This window comes from Dyadobacter linearis, assembly GCF_907165045.1.
Lineage (GTDB): Bacteria > Bacteroidota > Bacteroidia > Cytophagales > Spirosomataceae > Dyadobacter > Dyadobacter linearis.
Map to the genome: position 1 here is coordinate 389,178 of NZ_CAJRAU010000004.1, position 22,974 is coordinate 412,151.

General features: G+C 44.8%; 24 protein-coding genes. 14 read left to right on the forward strand and 10 right to left on the reverse strand.

The genetic code is table 11. From position 1 onward, the window contains the following. The first annotated feature begins 227 nt into the window (after nucleotides 1-227). The 3 genes from KOD92_RS16240 to KOD92_RS16250 all read left to right on the forward strand — a co-directional run bounded on the left by KOD92_RS16240 (nucleotide 228) and on the right by KOD92_RS16250 (nucleotide 3,577). Nucleotides 228-995 (forward strand): hypothetical protein, encoded by a 768-nt coding sequence (locus KOD92_RS16240; protein WP_215234628.1) that lies wholly within the window; start codon nucleotides 228-230, stop codon nucleotides 993-995. 102 nt (nucleotides 996-1,097) lie between these two features. Further along, the gene (locus KOD92_RS16245) at nucleotides 1,098-2,096 is read left to right on the forward strand and encodes an SDR family NAD(P)-dependent oxidoreductase (protein WP_215234629.1); all 999 of its coding nucleotides are present in this window, start codon (nucleotides 1,098-1,100) and stop codon (nucleotides 2,094-2,096) included. 74 nt (nucleotides 2,097-2,170) lie between these two features. Then, entirely contained in the window at nucleotides 2,171-3,577 is a 1,407-nt protein-coding gene (locus tag KOD92_RS16250; RefSeq protein ID WP_215234630.1) for a tetratricopeptide repeat protein, read from the forward strand. Here the strand turns inward: KOD92_RS16250 and KOD92_RS16255 are convergent, their stop codons facing one another. Further along, nucleotides 3,578-4,699 (reverse strand): glycosyltransferase family 4 protein, encoded by a 1,122-nt coding sequence (locus KOD92_RS16255; protein ID WP_215234631.1) that lies wholly within the window; start codon nucleotides 4,697-4,699, stop codon nucleotides 3,578-3,580. An 89-nt stretch (nucleotides 4,700-4,788) separates the two neighbouring features. Between KOD92_RS16255 and KOD92_RS16260 the strand changes: the two genes are divergently transcribed. Then, a complete protein-coding gene (locus tag KOD92_RS16260) occupies nucleotides 4,789-6,078 on the forward strand; it encodes a M16 family metallopeptidase (protein WP_215234632.1) in 1,290 nt (429 codons plus the stop codon). Between the two features lie 53 nt (nucleotides 6,079-6,131). Here the strand turns inward: KOD92_RS16260 and KOD92_RS16265 are convergent, their stop codons facing one another. Then, on the reverse strand, nucleotides 6,132-7,388 hold the full coding sequence (locus KOD92_RS16265; protein WP_215234633.1) for a M16 family metallopeptidase: 1,257 nt from the start codon (nucleotides 7,386-7,388) through the stop codon (nucleotides 6,132-6,134). A 144-nt stretch (nucleotides 7,389-7,532) separates the two neighbouring features. Between KOD92_RS16265 and KOD92_RS16270 the strand changes: the two genes are divergently transcribed. Next, complete coding sequence (locus KOD92_RS16270) at nucleotides 7,533-8,648, forward strand: tetratricopeptide repeat protein (protein WP_215234634.1); 1,116 nt, start codon at nucleotides 7,533-7,535, stop codon at nucleotides 8,646-8,648. A 2-nt stretch (nucleotides 8,649-8,650) separates the two neighbouring features. On the opposite strand, the gene KOD92_RS16275 is transcribed toward KOD92_RS16270, so the two are convergent. From KOD92_RS16275 to KOD92_RS16295, 5 genes are all read right to left on the reverse strand, one after another. Next, nucleotides 8,651-9,784, reverse strand: coding sequence for an amidohydrolase family protein (locus KOD92_RS16275; RefSeq protein WP_215234635.1), 1,134 nt, complete (start codon nucleotides 9,782-9,784; stop codon nucleotides 8,651-8,653). Nucleotides 9,785-9,814: 30 nt separating this feature from the next. Then, on the reverse strand, nucleotides 9,815-10,312 hold the full coding sequence (gene ispF, locus KOD92_RS16280; RefSeq protein ID WP_215234636.1) for a 2-C-methyl-D-erythritol 2,4-cyclodiphosphate synthase: 498 nt from the start codon (nucleotides 10,310-10,312) through the stop codon (nucleotides 9,815-9,817). A 35-nt stretch (nucleotides 10,313-10,347) separates the two neighbouring features. Next, nucleotides 10,348-10,860 (reverse strand): coiled-coil domain-containing protein, encoded by a 513-nt coding sequence (locus tag KOD92_RS16285; protein WP_215234637.1) that lies wholly within the window; start codon nucleotides 10,858-10,860, stop codon nucleotides 10,348-10,350. Between the two features lie 179 nt (nucleotides 10,861-11,039). Beyond that, nucleotides 11,040-11,495 (reverse strand): hypothetical protein, encoded by a 456-nt coding sequence (locus KOD92_RS16290; RefSeq protein WP_215234638.1) that lies wholly within the window; start codon nucleotides 11,493-11,495, stop codon nucleotides 11,040-11,042. 11 nt (nucleotides 11,496-11,506) lie between these two features. Continuing rightward, on the reverse strand, nucleotides 11,507-11,968 hold the full coding sequence (locus KOD92_RS16295) for an RNA polymerase sigma factor (protein WP_215234639.1): 462 nt from the start codon (nucleotides 11,966-11,968) through the stop codon (nucleotides 11,507-11,509). Nucleotides 11,969-12,204: 236 nt separating this feature from the next. Here KOD92_RS16295 and KOD92_RS16300 point away from each other — a divergent pair, with 236 nt between their 5' ends. Continuing rightward, nucleotides 12,205-12,864, forward strand: a complete 660-nt coding sequence (locus KOD92_RS16300; RefSeq protein WP_215234640.1) for an HAD family hydrolase — start codon at nucleotides 12,205-12,207, stop codon at nucleotides 12,862-12,864. 5 nt (nucleotides 12,865-12,869) lie between these two features. On the opposite strand, the gene KOD92_RS16305 is transcribed toward KOD92_RS16300, so the two are convergent. After that, nucleotides 12,870-13,487, reverse strand: a complete 618-nt coding sequence (locus KOD92_RS16305) for a C40 family peptidase (RefSeq protein WP_215234641.1) — start codon at nucleotides 13,485-13,487, stop codon at nucleotides 12,870-12,872. A gap of 209 nt (nucleotides 13,488-13,696) precedes the next feature. Here KOD92_RS16305 and KOD92_RS16310 point away from each other — a divergent pair, with 209 nt between their 5' ends. From KOD92_RS16310 to KOD92_RS16345, 8 genes are all read left to right on the forward strand, one after another. Continuing rightward, nucleotides 13,697-14,308 carry a fumarylacetoacetate hydrolase family protein gene (locus KOD92_RS16310; protein ID WP_215234642.1) on the forward strand — a complete coding sequence of 204 codons (612 nt, stop codon included), beginning with the start codon at nucleotides 13,697-13,699 and terminating at the stop codon, nucleotides 14,306-14,308. A 96-nt stretch (nucleotides 14,309-14,404) separates the two neighbouring features. Then, nucleotides 14,405-16,318, forward strand: a complete 1,914-nt coding sequence (locus KOD92_RS16315) for a M23 family metallopeptidase (RefSeq protein ID WP_229254704.1) — start codon at nucleotides 14,405-14,407, stop codon at nucleotides 16,316-16,318. 3 nt (nucleotides 16,319-16,321) lie between these two features. Further along, the gene (gene bcp / locus KOD92_RS16320) at nucleotides 16,322-16,780 is read left to right on the forward strand and encodes a thioredoxin-dependent thiol peroxidase (protein WP_215234644.1); all 459 of its coding nucleotides are present in this window, start codon (nucleotides 16,322-16,324) and stop codon (nucleotides 16,778-16,780) included. Between the two features lie 105 nt (nucleotides 16,781-16,885). Continuing rightward, nucleotides 16,886-17,743, forward strand: coding sequence for a transketolase (locus KOD92_RS16325; RefSeq protein WP_215234645.1), 858 nt, complete (start codon nucleotides 16,886-16,888; stop codon nucleotides 17,741-17,743). Nucleotides 17,744-17,801: 58 nt separating this feature from the next. Beyond that, nucleotides 17,802-18,755: a transketolase family protein gene (locus KOD92_RS16330; protein WP_215234646.1), complete on the forward strand. Its 954-nt coding sequence runs from the start codon at nucleotides 17,802-17,804 to the stop codon at nucleotides 18,753-18,755. Nucleotides 18,756-18,962: 207 nt separating this feature from the next. After that, nucleotides 18,963-19,505, forward strand: coding sequence for an RNA polymerase sigma factor (locus tag KOD92_RS16335; RefSeq protein ID WP_215234647.1), 543 nt, complete (start codon nucleotides 18,963-18,965; stop codon nucleotides 19,503-19,505). 54 nt (nucleotides 19,506-19,559) lie between these two features. Next, nucleotides 19,560-20,000, forward strand: a complete 441-nt coding sequence (locus tag KOD92_RS16340; protein ID WP_215234648.1) for a hypothetical protein — start codon at nucleotides 19,560-19,562, stop codon at nucleotides 19,998-20,000. 18 nt (nucleotides 20,001-20,018) lie between these two features. Next, nucleotides 20,019-20,480 (forward strand): hypothetical protein, encoded by a 462-nt coding sequence (locus tag KOD92_RS16345; protein WP_229254705.1) that lies wholly within the window; start codon nucleotides 20,019-20,021, stop codon nucleotides 20,478-20,480. A 65-nt stretch (nucleotides 20,481-20,545) separates the two neighbouring features. Here the strand turns inward: KOD92_RS16345 and KOD92_RS16350 are convergent, their stop codons facing one another. Both KOD92_RS16350 and can read right to left on the reverse strand, forming a co-directional pair. Continuing rightward, on the reverse strand, nucleotides 20,546-22,123 hold the full coding sequence (locus KOD92_RS16350; RefSeq protein ID WP_215234649.1) for a SulP family inorganic anion transporter: 1,578 nt from the start codon (nucleotides 22,121-22,123) through the stop codon (nucleotides 20,546-20,548). A gap of 43 nt (nucleotides 22,124-22,166) precedes the next feature. Continuing rightward, nucleotides 22,167-22,817 carry a carbonate dehydratase gene (gene can / locus KOD92_RS16355; RefSeq protein WP_215234650.1) on the reverse strand — a complete coding sequence of 217 codons (651 nt, stop codon included), beginning with the start codon at nucleotides 22,815-22,817 and terminating at the stop codon, nucleotides 22,167-22,169. Between the last annotated feature and the right edge of the window lie 157 nt (nucleotides 22,818-22,974).

A 22,974-nucleotide genomic window follows, 5' to 3' on the forward strand; every position in this document is an offset into this window, starting at 1 on the left:
ATGCAAGATACCGTTGTTTCAGGAGGAGTTACAGGGAAGTCCTTTCTAGAATGGACTACAAATTCAGGGGGTTGTTGCGCACCTAGTGTTGGGTCGGCAATTAGAGTCCAAAATTTTTATGCTAACGGAAATTTAATAGCCTCATTTGTTGACTACATCCCTATTTCTCAGGCCCAGTCGGAATATGGTTGTGATCAAATGTAGTTTCTTACCCTAAAATAATAATTATGAAAACATTATTAACAATTGTGACATGCATAATGATCGTCTCTTGTTCTGGAACAGGCGATGAACTCACGAAAACCGCTGATCTTAGCTCAAATACAAATGCGAGATTTTCAGGTGATTCTCATATCAGCTACCCAACGCTGAAATCGAAACTAGTTGAAGAAGCGCAGGCTGAGCTTAAAGCAACCGGTGATGATTCTAAATTAGTTGCCCTGGATGAATTGGGACACTTGAAGTTGGCCGACAGTCTATATGCTACGGATTTTCAAAAAATAGAATTGACTGCAAATGAGGATGGTATTCCCTTGATCAATCGATACAATGCATTAATAACTTCTTATAGCCACAATCCGTATCAGCAAGCGCATTTACAAAGTGCATTATCGAGAAGGATCCTTGTAAATCTTGGATTAGTTGGTTCGGACTATTTTCCGACGATAGCATATTTCACTGACCAGTTGCTGGACTCCCACATGGGCGAATACCAGTTGATCTTAAAGTGTTTGGAAAAATTGAAAGGGAACGTTCCGGTTGATCAGATATCGCAAATGACCACGAAGCTTCATCAGCAAATAGAAAATAGCCGGACAAACGAAATTGAGCTTGCGAAGGGTATTCAGGCAATGATCATCGAACGGGGAAAGCAGCTGGCAGATAATCCTTCTCAGAAAAAGGGCCGCTTAATGCTTAGTTCGTTAAAAGAAATCGATTTGGGCTTGCGGCAGCGAACCCTTGAACAGTGCAGCGACAGGTTAAGCAGGCTATAAATTTCCCTAATGCAATTTTTATCCCTTCCCAATTCAGGAGGGATTTTTTGTGTTGTAAGTATTCAATACCGACCTTCGGATCTCTATACTTATGGTTCAAATATGAAAGTTCTTATTACCGGCGCGACGGGCCTTGTTGGCAGTGCAGTAGCGAAACGCTTTTTGACTGATAATCATGAGGTTTTGGCGCTCGTACGTCCAAATGCTGACAGAAGCCTGTTGAAAGACCTGAATTCCAAGATGAAATTCATAGAAGGCGATATTCTCGATCTGGGTTCGCTGGAAGATGCACTGATTGATATCGATTGCGTTATTCATACTGCCGCGGTAGTGTCTTTTGTCCCCTCAGACCAGGATATGATGTACAAAGTCAATGTGGAAGGAACGGCAAATGTGGTGAATGTGTGTCTTAAATATCAAACCAAAAAACTCTGTTTCGTCAGCAGCATCGCCGCAATAGGGCGACCTGATCCACGCAAGGCGGAAGCAGATAAAGAAGTTATCCTCGATGAAAACCACCGCTGGGAAAATTCACCCGAGAATTCTGAATATGCCAAAACAAAACACCTGGCCGAACTCGAAGTCTGGCGGGGTATTGCCGAAGGCCTGAATGCGGTGATCGTTAACCCCACACTGATCCTTGGAGAAGGCGACTGGAACAAGAGTAGTACGCAGATTTTCAGGTATGTATACAAAGAAAAGCCATTCTATACCGAAGGTTTAGCCAACTATGTCGATGTGCAGGATGTGGCCGAAATCATATTCCGTTTGACACAATCAGATATATCCGGAGAAAGATTTTTGCTGAATGCGGGGAGCATTTCTTACAAAAATCTGTTCCATATGATCGCAGACAATATGCACAAAAAGCGACCGTCGCTGAAAGTCGGCGCGGGGCTGGCCGGGGTGATCTGGCGGGTCGAGGCGGTGAGGACGTTCCTCCTGGGAACGAAGCCTTTGATCACCAAAGAAACCGCCCGATCGGCTGCGAGAAAGGTGACATATAACAACGAAAAGATTAAAAAAGCGCTGCATTTTGAGTTCCAACCTATTGAGAAAACCGTGAAAAGGGTTAGTGAAAGTTTGGTCGGCAAGATTTGAAATGCGGTGAATATTTTTATATCTTTCTTTTATTAAGTGGTGCGCAAGCCCTCAATTCTAATCTAGCGGTCCGTATGATGGAGAAAAATTTCGGGGAAAGAAAGGATTATATGAAGGAAACCTTGCTCAGGTTTGAAAGAATGTTGAAGAATAGTGAGCCGGTTTTTTTTGATTTGGATACGTACGAAAAAGTTACCGTACATTATATAGAAAAAGGGGATTGGGAAAAAGCGTTTAAAGCTTGCGAACTGGGATTATCAGATTACCCCTATTCCCTTGACCTGCTGCTCCACATGGTTCAGCTGCACTCGAATAGGGGAGAGCATGAAATGGCCCAGGAAATACTGGAAAGGGCATCTTTGTTTCACCCGGGAGATATTGAGATTTCGTTCATGCAGATCGCGATCTCCAATATGATGGGGGAATATGAAGAAGCGCTGGAATTACTAGAAAACCTTTTGCAACGCGTCGACGATAAAGACGAGATCTATTTCCAGATGGGGCAAACCTATCAGAACTGGGGGAAATATGACGATGCGATTAAATACTACAAAAGATCACTCAGAAATAACCTTAATAACGAAAGTGCGCTTTATGAATTAGCGCATTGTCTCGATTTGGTTGGTCAGCTTGAAAGTCACCTCGATTATTACAATGAGCTGGTTGACCGTGACCCTTTTTCGCAGCATGCCTGGTACAACCTGGGAATCGCATTGAGTAAGCTCGAACGGTACGAAGACGCTGTAAAAGCGTACGAATATGCGACGCTGGTCAAGGATGATTTCGCCTCAGCATTTTTCCAGTTGGGTAATTCATATATGAACTTGGAAAAGTTTGAGGATGCGAAGGAACAATACCTGAAAGCGATTGAGTTAGAGGGTGAACAACCTGAAACCTGCTGCTGCCTGGGTACCTGCTATGAGAAACTTGGGGAATATGAAGTAGCGATCAAATACTATCGGCAGACGGTCAAGCTGGATAATCAGTGGGATGACGGCTGGTATGGACTGGGTATTTGTTTCAGTGAATTAGGACGTTGGTACGAGGCAGTCGGTTTTTTAAGAAAAGCGATTCAGATCACCGAACTGAATCCTGATTACTGGCTTGCACTAGCGGAAACTGAATTTAAAGTAGGTAACGTAGTTTCTGCATTTGAGGCATTTGAGAAAGCGGCTGAGATCGAGCCTTCGAATCCGGATGTGTGGCTGAAATGGTCGCACGTGCTTTTTGAGCAGGGTAATTATGCCAGGGCCTGCGATTTGCTGCAAGCGGCGATCGACGAAATGCCCGAGGAAGCTGATCTGTATTATCGCATGACTGTATACCAGATCCACGGCGGGCAATATCGGGAAGCGTTGGTTAACCTGGAAATCGGTCTTACGCTCGATTACGACGGACATATTCAGTTATTCGAATTTTTCCCGGATCTGGAAAAGCAGAAAGCACTTTTCAGGATTATCGAACAATACCGGGGGAAATAGCTACTGCGCTATTTTCTTATATAAATCGGAAAGCTGACTGGCTATTGTTCTGGCGTCGAATTGCTCAATATGGGCCTTTCCAGCTTTGATTAAACTATTTCTTAATGCGTGGTCAGTCAGCAAACGATTCAGTTGCTGGCTGACCTCTTCTGTTTTCAGCGGATTTGCGTACAAACCGCCTCCGCCACCAGCTTCTTCCAAACAAGATCCTTTTGCCGATAAAACCGGCGTTCCGCTGTGCAAAGCTTCCAAGATAGGTATTCCAAAGCCTTCATACACAGATATATATGCAAATACTTCTGCTTGCTGATAAAAGGCAGGCAAGTGCTCGGAAGGAACATTGTGCAGGATTTTCACCCGATCTTGCAATCTGTATTTTGCTATTGTCTCATTGATTTTGGTTAAATAAGCAGTTGGCTTTCCGATCAATACCAAGATGAAATCCTTCTGGTCCACAGCTGCAAGCGTTTCTACGAGCCTGTGCTGGTTTTTCCGCTCCTCTAATGTGCCTACGCATAAAACGTAAGGCTTATCAATGTTGTAAGCCTGGACAATTTCGTCTTTTTCAGTTTGTGTTAAAATGTTTTTAAAACGCGGACTGCAATCCTGGTAGATTACCTCAATCTTTTGACTTTCAACCTGATATAGATCTACCAGATCGCGTTTCGTCTGTTCACTCACTGCGATGATCTTATCTGCCCGCTCGCAGGCCGATTTGAACTTATGTCGATAAATAAACCGGTCGGCCGGCTTGAAAAGGTACGGGAGTTTTTCGAAGATCAGATCGTGAATAGTAACTACCGAACTGATGTTCCTTTGCGCCAACCCAAGCGGAATTTCATTACTTAATCCGTGGAAAATCTGTATTCCATCCTTGCCTAACTGGCTGGAAATGTTGGCATAACGCCAGTATGAAGAAAGCTTTTTATCAAGCCACGATTGAGGAAGACGGATATCCTCAGGCGGGAAATCTGGAAATAGTTTTTGGCTGTTTTTAGGTGTGTAAGCTAAATATTCATTCTGACTTTCGTAACGAATCAGCGCTTCCAGGACGAACCTGCTGTAATTTCCAAGACCAGTTTTATTAGCAAACGCCCGCTTGGCGTCAAATCCGATACGCATAAATGTCGATGCAAGGGTTTCCGGGCAAAAGTCCGTATTTTTGTGGATACCGCCGAAAATTATTGGCGTGTATTTTGTGTTATTAAGGAATGAAGAGAAATAACGTTCGCAAGCGCGGAAACCCGAAAACATCCTCCCTTTCACTTACAGAAGAATATCAGACCCACACGCTTGCCAATGGAATCCGCATTGCACACAAGCAGGTTCCTCATACGCAAATAGCGCATTGCGGCATTATGCTGGATATTGGCAGCCGCGACGAATTGGTTTCCCAACAAGGTTTGGCGCATTTTTGGGAGCATATGGCATTCAAAGGGACTGAAAAACGCAGTTCTTATCACATTATCAATCGACTGGAAAATGTGGGTGGCGAGCTGAATGCTTATACTACCAAGGAAAAGATCTGTTTTCACGCGTCAGTGCTCGATGATCATTTTGATAAGGCAATGGAGCTTTTGACGGATATTACATTCAATTCGGTATTCCCGGAGAAGCAGATCGAGCGGGAGCGGAATGTAATCCTGGAAGAAATGTCAATGTATGTGGATTCGCCGGAAGATGCGATCCAGGACGATTTTGACCAGCTTGTGTTTCCGGATCATGCATTGGGAAACAATATTCTGGGTATTGCGGAAACTGTCAACTCATTTACCCGCGAAGATCTTTTCAAGTTTATTCAGGATAATATAGATACCGAACGAATTGTAGTTTCCTCGGTAAGCCGACTGCCTTTTTCAAAAGTTGTGAAAGTGGCTGAAAAGTACCTGGGAGGTATTCCTTTCAAAAAAACCAACAGAATACGCCAGGCGCCGCTTGCTTATGTACCTGTACAGCAGCAAAAAGAGCGGTCTATTTCGCAGGCGCAATGTGCGATGGGACAGCCCGCTTATGCATTGCTGGATGATCGCAGATTGCCTTTTTTTATGCTCGTGAATTTACTCGGAGGTCCGGGAATGAATTCAAGATTCAATCTATCGCTCCGTGAAAAGTATGGTTTTGTGTATTCCATCGAAGGAAATTACACGCCTTACCTGGACACCGGTTTTATGGGGATTTTCTTTGGAACTGAGAAAAAACAGCTTAACAAAAGCATTTCGTTAATACATAAGGAACTGAAACGCGTGCGGGAAGTGCCTCTTTCTGTACTCCAACTTCACCAGACGAAAGTGCAGTTAATGGGACAGCTTGCGATGTCGGAAGAAAGCAATATGAGCTTTATGCTGATGATGGCGAAGAGCTTGCTGGATACCGGCCGGGTGGATTCGCTGCCTGAGATTTTTTCAGAAATAGAGGCGATTACCTCTGCACAATTACAGGATATCGCGCAGGAAATGTTCAATGAGCAGAATTTCAGCTACCTCACTTTCCTGCCCGAGTAATTTATTTTGAGAATGTAATATTGAAGCCGTCGGGTCCCGACGGCTTTTTCTATTTACACTAATGCAGGTTCTTTGGTTTCTACCCGATAAAACAGCGTAGAGCTATTCTCTGGCCTGAGGATATTCTTAGCGGCCTGATGCAGATCATTTACAGTCAGATCGCGAATAATATCGGCATCCTGATTGGCCCAATCCACATTCCCGGCATTGGCTGCAAACGCCAGATTCATCGCCCGGTTCAGCAATTCTACCTCGGAGAATGCAAGCGACGCTTCCGACTGGTTTTTTACTTTGGTAACTTCTTCCTCGGTCGCACCAGTATCGATCAATTCCTGCAAAACCTCATTCACTGCCCGATCCGCTTCTTCCAGGCTGATCCCGGGATTGAGATTTCCTTTTATCAATAATAAACCCGGGTCGAGAGACGAAGTGACGCTGGCGTTAATGCTGTTGAATATTGCCCTCTCTTTGAGCAGTTTCTGATAAAGTCTGGATGATTTTCCTCTTCCCAAAACATCACTCAGCAAATCGGCGGCATAAAAACCTTCTTCGTACCGGCCGGGCATGTGGAATACTTTGATAATCGAATTGAGCGGAACTGCGGCCGAAGTTTCCAGATATCTGGCCTCGGTTTGAACAGGCTCTTTCGGGATATTGCGTACATAAGGTTGACCAGCAGGAATATTGCCAAACCATTTTTCCGCCAGCTTTTGTACTTCTTCAAATGTAATAGCTCCGGCCACAACCAGGATCGCATTGTTTGGTCTGTAAAAACGGAAAAAGAAATCCTTCACATCGTCCATCGTGGCGCGTTCGATGTGCTCAATATCCTTCCCGATCGTAGCCCAGCGGTAGGGATGTTCTTTGTAAGCGAGCGGCCGCAATTTAAGCCACATATCTCCATAAGGCTGATTCAGATAACGTTGCTTGAATTCTTCTATTACCACTTTCCGCTGCACTTCCAGCACATTTGGATCGAAGGACAGACTTAGCATTCGGTCAGATTCGAGCCAGAATGCGGTTTCCACATTATCAGCCGGCAGTGTAATATAGTAGTTGGTGATGTCGGGAGAAGTAAATGCATTATTTTCTCCACCCACATTCTGCACGGGAATATCATAGTTCGGAATATGCTGGGATCCGCCAAACATCAAATGCTCAAAAAGGTGCGCAAAGCCCGTCCGCTCCTCGTCTTCATCCCTCGATCCAACGTTGTAAAGGATATTTACAGCCGCCATCGGAGTTGAAAAGTCCTCATGCACAAATACTTTCAGGCCGTTTTCCAGCGTAAACTGCTTATAGCGAATCATAATAGTCGATCTAACGAAATTTTTACCAAAACCAGAAGGCTTATTTAGCGGGCGACAGAAACCCATCACCGTAAAATAGGGTTATAAACAAAGCTAATGTTCAGTTGGGATACCACCAAACCGTTTGGGTTAATAGTCTTTATCATGCAGTATATCTTACGTTTCCTGATTGTAATTCTTTTTTTCTGTTGTTCAAATCAATCCAATGCCCAGCTTCTGAATGATCCCGCTTCCCTGAAAAATGTGCAGGCAAGCCTGGATAAGATCTATAATTATGAGTTTGAGGAAGCAAAAACGACAATCAATCTAGTCGAAAAAAAATACCCGAATCATCCCGTCTCTCACCTGCTGGAATCGTTTATCCTCTTCTGGAAATTCATGCCGATCAAGGATCACCCGGCGCAGTTGAAGGAATATATGGCCAGGCTGAACCAGTGTCTGGATGCGATCAATAAGAAGTACGGGAAGAATAGTCTAGACCCGGAGGCTGTGTTTTATACAATGGTCACGCGCGGGTATCTGGCGATGTTGTACAACTATAAAGGCGAAATGATGAATGCCGCCGGAGAAGGGAAAAAAGCTTACAATTCGTTTGTGGAGGGACTCAAACTGATCCATAAGAACCCTGAATTCTATTTTACTTCGGGGATGTATAATTATTATATAGAAGTGTATCCTGAGGAACACCCGATCGTAAAACCGCTTTTAGTTTTCTTCAAAAGTGGCGATAAGGCGCTGGGATTGAAGCAAATGGATATTGCTACAAAGCAGGGTATGATCACGCGCGCCGAAGCGAATTTCTACATTTCTCACGTGTATCTTAAATATGAGTCGCGGCCGGACAAGGCGGTGGGTTATATGAACAGGCTGGTAGATCTGTACCCGAGAAATCCGATATTCCAGATGAAAAATGCAGAAGCACTGCTATTGGCCGGTCGGTACGAACCTGCCCGCAAGGAAGTAGCTGACCTCAGGAAGATCAGTACCGGTTTTTACCCGGCTGCCTGGCGCACTTTTCAAGGTATCCTGGAAGAAAAAGCCGACAAGGACGATGCAGCTGCACAAAGAGAATATTTGCTCGCACTCAAAACCCCGCACGACGCACAATACACGAAGGAATATCATGCGCTCGCTTACGCCGGACTGGCGAGAATAGCGGCGCGCGCAGGTAATAAGTCAAAAGCCAAAGAATACTACAAAAAGTGTCTGGACAAGGCCGAATACCTTTCTGTGATCAAGGAAGCGAAGGGTTTCAGATAGGGCTATTTTGGGAAAAGACTTTTATCAAGCCCTGGGATAATTCTCAGGGCATTTTTGTAATACAGCTTTTTCAGCACTTCGTCGGACAAGCCCATTCCGTACATGCGCCAGAACGCATGGTACTTTTTGTGATAGGGGAAATATTCATCCTCCGTTTCCAAAACGCGGAAATAGGTGGCGTATTCAGCGGGTATCCAGCTGTCTTTTCCGAATAATACGCGATCCTGATATTTCTCAAAAAATTTCTTTGCAGTACGCGGCTGGCGGCCCAATTCTGCAATTACCGCGCCGATCTCCACATACATATTCGGGAAAACGACCATCAGGCTGTCCAGTTTTTTGAGATTGTTGGGATACCAGCCCATGTGTGCATTGATAAATGTAGTCTTAGGGTTTTTACGGAAAATATGGTGTTGTTCCGCGATCAGTGAATCGAAAGGTACCGGGTCGCTGGCGCCGCGCCTTCTGTTCGGGTGCGTTTTCAGTTCCAGCCAGCGCTCATTGTAACGATCCATTGGGTCCCAAAATGAAGGTACATCGGCGGTGTGGATCAGTACCGGAATACCCAGCTCGCCGCATTTCTGCCAAACCGGCTGCAACCGTGCATCGCTCACGGCCACGCGATTTCCTTTATCATCCTTAATGCCGCTGAAACCCAGGCTTTTGTAAATCTTTAACCCTTTCGCGCCCATTTTTACGTCTTCCTCCAATTGCTTTACAGCTTTTGCACTCCAGTCCGATTCGCCGAAACCTTTAAATTGTAGGTTTGTAAATACAGCAATGCGTTTGGGCTCATTCTTCGCCACATTTTCCAGTGAACCTTTGAGTGTGGCGGTTCCTTCACTCCATTCCTGGCTCCATCCTCTGCCGCTCAGATTAACCATTATCCCCATATTCAGCTCGTCCATTTGCTTTACCAGTGCTTTCAAATCCTGCGTAGGCATTTGGTACTGGTGATTATGTACGTCGATAAAAGGGAATTTTGCTCTTTTGATCGGGTGTTCCTCTACTTTCAGCGTGGAAATAGGATCATATTCTTCGAAGCCGAGCGGCTGTGTGACCTGTGAGGGTTCCTGCGCTTTGCAGCTGAAAATGATCCCGGTAAGTAGGGTAAGGGCAATCGTAAATTTTTTCATCAGGGAATAGTAAAGTCGGAGTTCGTTTTTTTAAGGAGTAAATGTGCCTGGAATGTAAATCAATGCAATGCAATGTCCGGCAATGCCTTCCTCCCGGCCGACGAAACCAATGTGCTCGGAAGTAGTGGCTTTAATGGAAATGTCTTCTTCTAAAATCCCGATCACACCAGCCAGGCAAGTTTTCATGGCAGGAATATGCGGGTTCAATTTAGGGTTTTGCAAAACAACGGTAACGTCTATATTACCGACTTCAAACCCATTTTCCCGGATCATTTCAAGCACTTTTGACAGTAATACTTTGCTATCGACACCCTTCCATTGCGGGTCTTTGTCAGAAAAATGGTAGCCGATATTACGCATATTCGCTGCGCCTAGCAACGCGTCGCAGATTACGTGGCAGACAATATCGGCGTCGGAATGTCCCTTTGCACCGTGAGTATGTGGAATCTGAATGCCGCCAAGCCAGAAAGGCCTGCCTTCTTCCAGCTGATGAACATCGTAGCCCTGGCCTACGCGGAATGGGAACATATTTTAGGATTAATGCAGATTAACTTTAAGGAATATTATCGGAGTTTCAGTATTTCTATATCTTCTTCCATTCGCTCGAATCTGGTATCGATGCCGTCAAAGCGATTCATAATCGCCTCGAAAAAATGCGCCATCATATCTTTCGTAACCATATTGTTCTCTATTGTTTCGAGCCTGATCTCGATTTTATCTAGTCTGACTTCAACCTTATCAAGCCTGATTTCAATCTTGTCCAGCCTGGCTTCGATCTGTTCGATTCTGATTATAAGTTCGGCAATGGTGGCTTCAATGCTATCGAGCCTCCTGTCAATTTTATCGATCCTGCCCTCGAGGTCATCGAGCCTGCTGATGACAATCGCAAGTGTAGCTTCAATATCGTCCAACCTGCCTTTGATCAGCTCGATATCAAGCGAGTTCTTTCTTACAACTCTGATAAGGTCAAGCAGGGTTTCCCACAGTTTGTTATGTCCCGCTTCCAGCCTGTCCATCCGGATCAGAATGTCAGCGATTAATTCTTCCAGATTACCAATTCTGTCTCTGTCCTTCATATGTAATGTGCTTCAAACAAATATAATAAATCTTTAGAAGCTTAGACGGAGAGAGCAGAGATAGGTAACGGGGTGCAGGTAACTTTATTTTTACAAAAAGATTTCGAGGAGATCTGATCGGTACAAATGCAAAAAAGGCTGGAAGTTTCGTTTCCAGCCCCTTTTTATAAATGTTAATTTTACTTAACCTGCTCGATTTGCTGCGCTTTCAGTCTTTGCAGTTCCTCCTGCTGGCTTACTGATTTGAAATAGTAATACAAACCGGCTATCAGGAAAATTTTAGACAGAACAAACACGGCAATAAAAGCCGGGCGCCAGAACTTGTGCACTTTCATGTGCGTATCGTTGACCTCTACATCAAGATATTGGCGGCTGGTATGCTCATTTGTAAATTCATGCTTTTCCTTTTTAGCCCGGGTACTGCGCAGTCTTACAACCTCTCTCACAGCCTCCGGCGGATTCACAGATTCTCTCTCAAAGTATGTATTAATCCCAGCTTCCAGTACCACTGTATATTCTTCAAGTGCCGGATCTGCCGACACCATTTCTCTGACCTTCTCCTGTTCTTCTTTATCTGTCAGTCCAAGCAAGTGGGCTTCCAATATTCCGCTTTCTATAAATTCCTGTGTTTTCAATGTGTGTCGTGTTATGCGTTGCCGTTTGGTTTAAAAAAGTCGTGAAAGCTGCGAAGAACCTCCGACTTACTGATATTCAGTTTTCCAGCCACTTCTTCGGGGGTAAATCCCTGTCGAAAAGCGAGGTCGAAAATGATCTGTGGGGTTGGCGTGCCTGCCGGCCGGAGATTGTCTTCTTCAAGCGGCGTTAATGCAGTTAATTTTCGCTTCGCCTCCACCGCCTTCGCTCTTGCCAGCTTGATAATGCAGGCGGCGTAGGAAAACGGATAGCTGTTGCACGATTGCAATAATGGCGAAGAAAAAACGCTCACCAAAACTTCCTGGGCTAAATGCGGCTGCGGGATAATTTGCAGAATAATACCATAAGCCATTGCACCGTACTGGTCGTAAACTTCAACAGAGCTGAGGTTTCTGTCCTGTTTCAGAACAGGTTGCGGCCCGGATGCATTACTTATCCTTTCTAGTTCATTCATACATTACTATTAATTAATCAAAAATAGTCAATTGATACGATAAAGGGGGTATTAGTCGAAATAGTGGGTATGATTTGTGTAGTAATTGAGAGATACACTAAGGTAAATTTAATAGAATAACCTTATAATTTACCATTTGAAATAAAAAACTTGAAGGGGTACTTTACAACTGCGGCCGACATTATTTGCCGCATTTACGCCTGGCGTAAAACGCATTCGTTACATACCTTTGCGACATGACAAATCAGATAGCAGTGATTTTTGATATGGACGGCGTGATCTGCCACACCAATCCGTATCATTCCAAAGCATTCCAGGAATTCTTTTCAAAACGTAATTTAAGTCCGACCGAAGCCGATTTTGCGGCGCATATGTACGGAAAGAGCAATAGCTATATTCTCAGCCATTTTCTCGAAAGGGTTATTGAAGGGGAGGAATTGCTGAAAATGGAGGACGAAAAGGAAAGCCTGTTCCGGCAATTATATGAACCGTTTGTTGAGCCGATCGCAGGTTTCTTGCCTTTCATAGAAAATCTGAAAAACAACAACGTTCTGCTCGGAGTAGCTACTTCTGCACCGCTGGCCAATCTGGAACTCATACTTGGGAAAGTTTCCCTGCAACAACATCTTGGTTCTGTGCTGGCGAGTGAAAATGTGAAAAAGCACAAGCCAGATCCTGAGGTTTATCTAACGTCGGCGGCTAATCTCGGCGTTTCACCGAATCAATGTGTGGTTTTTGAAGATTCATTTTCAGGCGTGTCGGCTGCGTTGAATGCAGGAATGCGTGTAGTAGGTGTGCTAAGCTCGCATACGATTGAAGAGCTGCCGCCTTGCAATTTTTATATTGAAGATTATCGCGAAATGTCCTTTGAGAAAGTGCGCGCGCTTTTTGACTAAAATAATCAGATACCCTGGAAAGGTCTCATTGCCTTGACGAAGCGGCCTTTGAAGTAGGTTGAAAACAGATTATCTTCTCTCACGCCGCGTGACGTTGAAGCATGTATAAATATGATCTCTTGCGAGCTGCGCACATCCGTCACAATCCCGGCGTGGGATACATATCCTTCCTTGCCCGCTTCCGGGACAAAAAACAGCCAGTCGCCAGCTTTGATATCCTTCAACTGGCCCACTTCCTGCCCGAATTCCGATTGCTGCCACGAAATGCGTGGTACTTTCATGCCTACTTCCGAGTATACCGAGCAAATAAGCCCTGAGCAGTCAATACCATTTTTATCGTTGCCTCCCGAGCGGTAAGGCGTGCCGGTATAAGTGCGCGCAACCTGCACAACCTGCGGAATATCAGATGTATTTCTTGGATTTGAATAGCTTGGTCTGGTCGAGGGAGCCGGTCTTCTGACAGGCGGTTTAGCGGCAGGTTTCTTTGAAATCAGTGTTCTTCTGCTGCTTTTCGAAGTAGCGGTATTGCCCGGCGTTTTGCGCAGGGTATCGCAGGAAAAAAACAGAAAAGAGACTAGTAATGAGAAGGTAAGAAAAGTGGAAAAGGTAATTTGCTTCTTCATGCGCAAGCTTTGAATTGAAACAGTGTTTGATCAAAAATACTAAGAAAATAATCGTTTGAACAGCGAAAAAGCAGGCTGTTTTACAAAAGGGCATGTATTTAAAGAACTGAATACCGGCTGAAAAATTGTAGTAAATATTATGTGACTGGCTGCATTGTGGTTAGTTTTGTTATTGATACTCGTCCCCGTTTTAACCGTATTTAGCTCCAATGAAAATTATTTGTGTCGGAAGAAATTACGCAGACCATATTGCGGAACTGAACAATGAGAAACCTGATGCGCCCGTCATTTTTTTGAAACCGGAAACGGCCCAACTACGTATAGGAGAGCCTTTTTTCTATCCTAGTTTTTCAAAAGATGTGCATCACGAAGTGGAGCTGGTGGTGAAGATTAACCGAGTAGGCAAAAATATAGAAGAACGTTTTGCTCATAAATATTACGACGAGATCGGGATTGGTGTTGATTTCACCGCAAGAGATCTGCAATCGGAGCTTAAAAGCAAAGGCTTACCCTGGGAGCTCGCCAAAGCATTTAATGGATCGGCGCCGGTTTCGGAGTTTGTTCCGGTGAGTGATTTCGCTGATATTCAGGATATTAATTTCAGCTTGGAAATAAATGGAGAGACGAAGCAGCAGGGAAATTCCTCGATGATGCTATACCGGATCAACTATCTGATTTCTTTTGTTTCGAAATATTTTACACTCAAAAAAGGCGACCTGATCTTTACTGGAACACCAAAAGGCGTTTCCGCTGTACAGATAGGGGACAAGCTCACTGCATTTATCGAAGGCAAGAAGATGCTGGAATTGTTCGTTAGATAAACCGTGTTCTTCTAGTACCGGTCATTCACTACCGCAATCATACTTTCTTTCATGCTTCATTGCTCCCGGATATTTGTCCGCACCTGCTTTTTTGTCTTGGGATTCATAAGTGTTGGTCAACTTTCCTTTGCCCAGAAACAATCTTACCCCAAAAATTACTACCAGTTTCCGATCCGTCCAGGGCTTTCCAATTCGCTTGCCGGCGGACTGGGGGATTTGCGGAGCAATCACTTTCACGCCGGTCTCGACATTCGTACCGAGCAGCGCGAAGGTTTACCTGTTTATGCGGCTGCGGAAGGATATGTATATAAAGTAGGCGTGCAGCGGAGCGGTTATGGAAATGTGATCTACCTGCGCCACCCAAACGGCCAAACGACGGTTTACGGGCATTTACTGAAATTCGGAGAGCCGCTCGCGAGCTATGTCCGGGAAGAGCAATATAAGAAGCAAACCTTTGAAATAGAGTTATTTCCGGAAGAAGGAAAATATGCAGTAAAAAAGGGCGAAGTGATTGCGCTTTCCGGAAATACCGGCGGCTCGGCTGGTCCGCATTTGCATTTCGAGATAAGGGATTCCAAGAACAATTATCTTAACCCGCTTTATTTCGGTTTTCAAGAGATTAAAGATGTAACGCCTCCGAAGTTTGTCAATCTGGCTATCCGGCCACTGGATATCAATGGGCGCGTGAATGGGCAGTTTGACCGGAAAGTATATGCGCCGATCAAGTTGCCTGACGGATCTTACAGGTTGAAGGAGCCAGTTACCGCCACAGGTATGATCGGTTTTGACCTGGTAGCGCACGATCAGATGACGGGAACGGGATTTCGGTACGGTTTGCAATGCATTGAAATTAAAATGGACGGGCAGGAAGTATTTTCCTATAACATTGAAATTTTTCCGAGCACATCTACGAGGGACTACAACAACCTGATCGACTACGAAACCGAGCAGGCGACAGGGCAACGGTTTTTGAAATGCTACGTACCTGATGGAAATAATTTCAATCTCTTCAAAACGAATGCGTACCAGGGAAAACTGAATATTGCGGATACACTGGATCACGAGGTAAGTATTAGAATATCAGATTCATACGAGAATTCTTCGCAACTGTATTTTACAATAAAAGGTGAAGCAAGAAATCAGCCGCTGCCCGTTTATGATATGGAAATGAGTCCGGAATGGGTGCAGACTGATGTTCAGGAAAATACATTAGTAGTAAAAGCAAAATATTACCGCAGCTCGCTTCCGCTGGTTACCTATTTTGTGGCTGGAAAAGAAGTGAAAAGCAAGCCGGACCTGTACGCAAACGAAACGGCAGTATTTTTAACTGATCTGAGAGAATACCGGCCTGATTCTGTGCAGGTTGGGAATAAAACAGTAAAAACTTTCCTGAGAAGTCAGATATTCCCGGCCGCCCCTGCCCGGTTTGAAGGGGAGAAGTGGGCGATTGATTTTAAGAATACCAGCCTTTTCGATACCCTTTTCCTGACCGGCCAGCGAAACTTCAATGCATTAACTATCAATAACCGTGGCACGGCGCTGAACGATTACATTACTGTTTCATTTGAACCTGAAAAAGCCCCGGAGAATAAAGATAAGGCCAGTATTTACAGATATGTTGGCGGATATTACAGATTCCTGGGAGGGACTTGGGAGGAGGATCGGATCAAGTTTGATACCAGAGAGCTGGGCACATTTGTGGTAATGGCCGATACCATGCCGCCGAAAGTAAAGCTGATTGAGCATAGTAAAGCGCGCATTCGGGGCTATATCAGTGATGCTACTTCGGGAATAGCTCATTTCAAGGCATTTGTGAATGGGGAGTGGGTTTTGTTGAACTACGATTACAAAAAAGCTTATATCTGGTCAGAAAAACTGGATAAGGAAAAGCCTTTTGAGGGCGAGCTGACCGTGGAAGTGACGGACAGGGCAGGAAATAGTACTATCTTGCGAACAGAAATTGCCGAACCGGTTGTTGTTAAAAAGAAGGCAAGAAAACGTAAAAAATAGTATATGGGACTTGAAGTGGGACAACCCGCGCCGACATTTTCAGCCAAAGATCAGGATGGTAAGGAAGTAAAACTTTCAGATTTTAAAGGAAAAAAACTGATTCTGTACTTTTATCCTAAAGACAACACACCAACGTGCACCACGCAGGCTTGTAATCTACGCGATAATTATAAATTGCTTCTGAAAAAGGGTTATAAAGTGCTGGGAGTGAGCAATGATGATGAGAAGTCGCATTTGAAATTTATTAAAAAATACGACCTGCCCTTTCCGTTACTGGCTGATACGGATCATAAAATGGTGGAGGATTATCAGGTTTGGGGTGAAAAAAATACGTTTGGTCGCACCTATATGGGGGTTTTGCGTACAACCTTCGTCATTAATGAAGAGGGGATTATTGAAGAGATCATCCAAAAGGTAGAATCCAAAAACCACGCAGGTCAAATTCTTGGTAATACTGATTAATAATAAGTCATTTTACCAAATCTAATAAACAGACATTTGTCGGGCTAAGTTGCTCACGTTGAGCCGCGGCCGGATCTAGTACAGTCCAATAGAAAATAGATAAAAATGGAAATTGAACAATTAGAAAAAGTAGCTTCACAAGTTCGCAGGGACATTGTACGCATGGTACATGGCTGTCAATCGGGTCACCCGGGCGGTTCCCTTGGCTGTACTGAATTATTTGTGGCCCTTTATTTCGAGCGCCTCAAATTGAAGGAAGAAGGCGGAAAGCCTGTTTTCGATATGAATGGAACGGATGAAGATCTTTTCTTCCTTTCAAACGGTCACATTTCTCCGGTATGGTACAGTACGCTTGCGCGTCGCGGCTATTTCCCGGTTGAGGAACTTGCAACTTTCCGTAAGCTGGACTCAAGATTGCAGGGCCACCCGACCACGCACGAGCATCTGGAAGGTATTCGCATTGCGTCGGGTTCACTTGGACAAGGACTTTCAGTGGCACTGGGCGCTGCGACGGCGAAGAAGCTGAATAATGATAAAGGTATTGTTTACGTCCTGATGGGCGATGGCGAGCAGCAGGAAGGCCAGGTTTGGGAAGCGGTTACATTCGCGCCCCACCACGAAGTTGATAACCTGATCGCATTCATTGACCTCAACGGACAGCAGATCGACGGCCCGACAGTGAAAGTAATGAACAACCGTGATCTTGGTAAAAAATACGAAGCTTTCGGCTGGGAAGTGATATCGATTGAAGAAGGTAATGACATGGCGGCAGTACTGAAAGGCCTTTACGAAGCGAAAAGCCGCCTCGGACACGGCAGACCGATCCTTGTGTTATTGCATACCGGAATGGGCTACGGCGTAGATTTCATGATGGGCAGTCACAAATGGCACGGTGTAGCACCAAACGACGAGCAACTTGCCGCAGCTTTGGGCCAGCTGGAAGAAAGCCTGGGTGATTATTGATCTCAAAAGGGTGCAATAGTCTGTTAATGTCATTATTTATTCAAAAGAAATTTCACAAATGAAAAAATACACCTTCACCGAGAAGAAAGATACCCGCTCGGGATTTGGAGCAGGAATGCATGAACTGGGACAGCAAAACCCGAATGTAGTAGCACTTTGCGCTGACCTAGTAGGTTCACTGAAATTAGAGCCTTTTATTAAGGAAAACCCCGACCGCTTTATTCAATGCGGTATTTCGGAAGCGAATATGATCGGTCTTTCGGCAGGTTTGACGATTGGTGGTAAAATTCCTTTTGCTACAACTTTTGCCAACTTTGCAACAGGCCGTGTTTATGACCAGATTCGCCAGAGTGTAGCATATTCTAACAAAAATGTAAAAATATGTGCATCTCACGCCGGGCTAACACTAGGCGAAGACGGCGCGACGCACCAGATCCTGGAAGATTTGGGAATGATGAAAATGTTGCCTGGAATGACCGTTATCAATCCTTGCGATTATAACCAGACCAAAGCTGCTACCATCGCGATCGCTGATTACGAAGGTCCGGTTTATCTTCGTTTCGGCCGCCCGGTAATTCCTGTATTTACCGATGCAGATCAGAAATTCGAGATCGGTAAGGCGTGGATGGTGAATGAAGGAACTGATGTCAGCATTTTCGCGACGGGCCACATGGTTTGGGAAGCGATTCAAGCTGGCGAAATGCTGGAAGCGGAAGGTATCAATGCAGAAATCATTAATATCCACACGATTAAGCCGCTGGATGAAGAGGCTATATTGAAATCTGTTGAAAAAACGGGTTGCGTAGTTTCTGCCGAGGAGCATAACCGCATTGGTGGACTGGGCGACAGTATTGCTCAGGTTTTGGTTAAACATAAACTCGCGCCGCAGGAATATGTAGCTGTTGACGACAGCTTCGGAGAAAGCGGTACGCCGGCTCAGCTTCTTGAAAAATATGGTTTGACAGCAAAACATATTGTGGAAGCCGCTAAACGCGCGATCGCAAGAAAATAAGTCGGGGTACGTCGTTTTTGTGACGTTTTGCTCCGAAATGAAGGGCCCGGCAGGATTGTAAAACATTGGTTTTGCTCCTGCCGGGCTCAATTTTTGTTTGACCTGACCAAAAAATAAATTATTATTGACTGATGTTGATTTTCACTTAGGTGGATAAATGAATGCTTGCCACAGTAAGGAATTAGCTATCAGGTTAGTACCGATTAAATGTCTGACGAAGAATTATTAGCCCTTTTTGCAAATCCCGAAACGCGTCGAAACGCTTTCAATCTTATGGTACGAAAGTATCAGCAAAAGGTATATTGGCTGGTGCGGAAAATGGTGATCGACCACGACGATGCGAACGATGTGACCCAGGATGTTTTTATCAAAGCCTGGACTGCATTGGAGAACTTCCGCGGCGATTCGAAATTATACACCTGGCTGTACCGCATTGCGAGTAACGAAGCAATTAATTTCCTGAACAAGAAGCGCCGGAAGTTCTTCGTGCCTATTTATGATGTAGAAAACGAGCTGAGTGAAAAACTGGAAGCGGATCCGCAGCTGAGCGGTGACGTGATCCAGCTTAAACTACAAAAAGCGATACTGAAACTCCCCGAAAAACAGAGGCTGGTTTTCAACCTTAAATACTTTGAAGAACTGCCTTATGAAGAGATTTCCGAGATAACCGGGACTTCGGTCGGCGCGTTGAAAGCCTCGTATCACTGGGCTTCCAAAAAAATTGAAGATTATTTAAATAGTACTGATTAAACTATTTGAAGTGGGGGTGGTCAAACTTCTGATAAATAAAAAATATTAATAATTATGGACAAGGGACGTATACGGCTGGACGATCTTCGCAAAGAAGTTCCGTTTTCTGTGCCCGAAAATTACTTTGAACAACTTCCCCAGATCATTCAGTCGAAGATCCAGTCTGAGCCTGCGCGTAAGCCGGTGATCAGCTGGTCGTGGCAGCGGGTGTCGGGAATGGTGGCTGCAATGGCGCTGGTTCTGATGCTGGTGTGGGTTACTGTTCCGGAAAGACAGGGATCCCTTGGACAGGAACCTTTGAGCGGAATCAGTAATGCAACGATCATCAATTACCTGGAAGATGAAAATATCAGTTATTTCGATTTGAGCGAGCATAAAGTGGTTCAGAAGGCTTTTGAAACAGATTCTACCGTATTGTATTATCTCGACGGCCTTGATGACGATATTTTGCGCCAGCAGATCCAGGAAAGCATTTCCGGACAGGAAACCATTTGACCCTAACAGCATAAAGAAATGAAGCATACAACCATAACCCACCTACATCGCAACCTGCTTTTTGCATTCGTTTTGATCCTCGCAGGTTTGTCGGCAGCGAATGCGCAGCGGCGCTCAGAAGAGGAGATCAAGCGGATTCAGGATGCCAAAATTGCGATTATCACCAACAGGCTCAGCCTAACTCCCGAGCAGTCGACTGGTTTCTGGCCCGTGTACAATGAATTTTCTCAAAAGAGAAGGGAAATTCACCGCGCGCAGAGAAAGATCGTGAATGATAAAAAAGCGGAGGGCAAAACGGACGACCAGGCGCTTAATAACCTGAAAGAAGTGCAGGATCTGAGACAAAAGGAGCTGGATCTTGAAAAGGAATATCAGAACAAGTTTCTGAAAGTGATCTCAGCCGCGCAAGTTATTGAGTTATACAAAGCAGAAAAAACGTTTAACGATATGCTGCTTCAACGACTTAAACAGAAGAATTAATAACCTGAAATATCGACTTACTACAATTATTTTCCCCCGGCTGAGTTATCTGCCGGGGGATTTTTTTAGTGACCGCCTACAACTTCTACGTCGTTGATCCCTCTTGTTTCCACAGTAATGTTGCGCAACGGAGCTGAATGCTTCTTGAAATCCTGAATAATTTCAAGTACATCATAATCGATATTGATCGATTTGCTGCCGTCGATAATTACCGTAGCTCCATCAGGAAGATTTTCGAGCGTTGCGTTGATACTGCCTTTGTTCAGGAAAGTAACTTCCTCCGACAATTGGAGCGTAATTACCTCACCTTCACGATGCTGCTCTTTGATATAATGGTAGGAATGCTGATAGTTCTTTCTGAGAATGAAATAGATAGCCACTACCATACCCACTGCTATTCCCTTTAATAAGTCGGTGCTTAGGATCGCGATGATCGTCACGACGAAAGGAATAAACTGTTCCTTACCCAAAGCATACATTCCCTTGTACAAAGAGAACTTTGACAGCTTGTAACCTACCAATAAAAGGATAGCCGCCAGAGAGGCGAGCGGAATGTAATTCAGCAGCGCCGGAATCAATACGGCTGACAGAAGTAATATAGACCCGTGAATGATCGTGGACATTCTGGTACGTCCGCCGGAGTCGATATTGGCCGAGCTGCGGACAATTACCTGTGTTATCGGCAAACCGCCAATCAGACCCGAAGTCATATTCCCGATCCCCTGCGCAATAAGCTCACGATTGGTGGGTGTACTCCGTTTGAAAGGATCGAGTTTATCGGTTGCTTCCACAGACAGCAATGTTTCCAAGCTAGCCACGATGGCGAGCGTCACAGCTATTGTGTACACTTCCACATTCTGAAACGCAGAGAAATCCGGTGTTTTGAAGAAACCAAAAAATTCACCTGCACTGCTGGCCACGGGTAACTGGACCATATGTTCTCCGGTTAAAACCAGCTCAGGAGCAAATGCTGCGTAACCGAGATTTAACAGAATACCTGCCGCTACTACAAACAATGCACCAGGAATGAAGCGGAATAGCTGGATCCTTTTCATGAAAGGCCTGTCAAACAGAATCAGAAGACCCAGTGAGACAGCTGAAATGATGATCGCGCCGGTACTGCTGTACCTAACCGCGTTCCAGAGTTCGGTAAACGTATTCTGACCATCTTTTTGTGCGAAAGCTTCATCGCCCATGAAATCGGCATCATAGCCGAAAGCATGCGGTATCTCTTTTAAAATCAATGTGATACCGATTGCAGCCAGCATTCCTTTAATAACTGACGAAGGGAAATAGTAACCGATAATACCTGCTTTGAGCAAACCTGCGATTACCTGGATCGCACCTGCCAGCACTACGGCAAGCAAAAATGCTTCAAAACTCCCAAGAGTTTCCAGGGCATTCAATACAATCACGACGAGCCCGGCCGCTGGTCCGGCTACTCCCAGTGAGGATTTACTGATTGATCCAACCACGATCCCGCCAACCACACCTGCTATAATTCCTGAAAAAAGCAGGTCGGACCTGCCGGTAGACGCCAGCGCAATACCCAAACAGAGGGGCAGGGCCACGAGGTAAACCACGAGCCCCGAGGGGAAATCGTATTTGAGATTGGAGAACGGACTATTCTTATTCAATGACATACGATTGATTCGAAAGGAAATGAGTTATTTATTTATATGCAGCTTACCCAATCTGAAGTTTATCCAAACGATATACGTCTTCAAAATCATTGGTAGTACCGTCAGCTGTCACGTCGAGATCCTGGAGAATACCTGTATGGATATCATATACAAGTCCATGCACCTGAAGAGCCTTACCGTTTGCCCACGCATTCTGTACGATGCTGGTTTTGGCAAGATCGCGAACCTGCTCGATCACATTAAGCTCAACGAGCCTGTCACTGCGGAGATTCATATCAGAAATAGCATTCAATTCTTCCTGGTGGAATCTGTAAACATCTTTAATATGGCGTAACCAGTTGTCAATCAGCCCGACTTGCTTGTTACCCATTGCAGTAAGCACACCTCCACAACCATAATGGCCGCACACGATAATGTGTATTACACCAAGCACATTCACTGAATAATCGAGTACGCTGAGCATGCTCATATCCGTATGGATTACCATATTGGCAATATTCCGGTGCACAAAAATGTCTCCCGGCTGGGTGCCGGTCAATGCATTTGCCGGAACGCGGCTATCGGAACAGCCGATCCACAAAAATTTGGGGCTTTGGCCTTTTGCCAGGGTGTTAAAAAATTCCGGGTTCTCCTGGGTAATATCGTTGACCCATTTTTTATTATTTTCAAAAAGCTGCTGATATGACTTAACCATGATTTCTCAATTATTGATTTAATAAAGCAATAGGAATATGCCTGGTATGTGACGACGGTACAACCATCTTCATACAGGAAATACTAAAATTTGAGAGAAATCAGACCAGCTCGGGTGGGGGAGAGAGGAGATTGTAAAAAATCTCGTTCCGAAAACT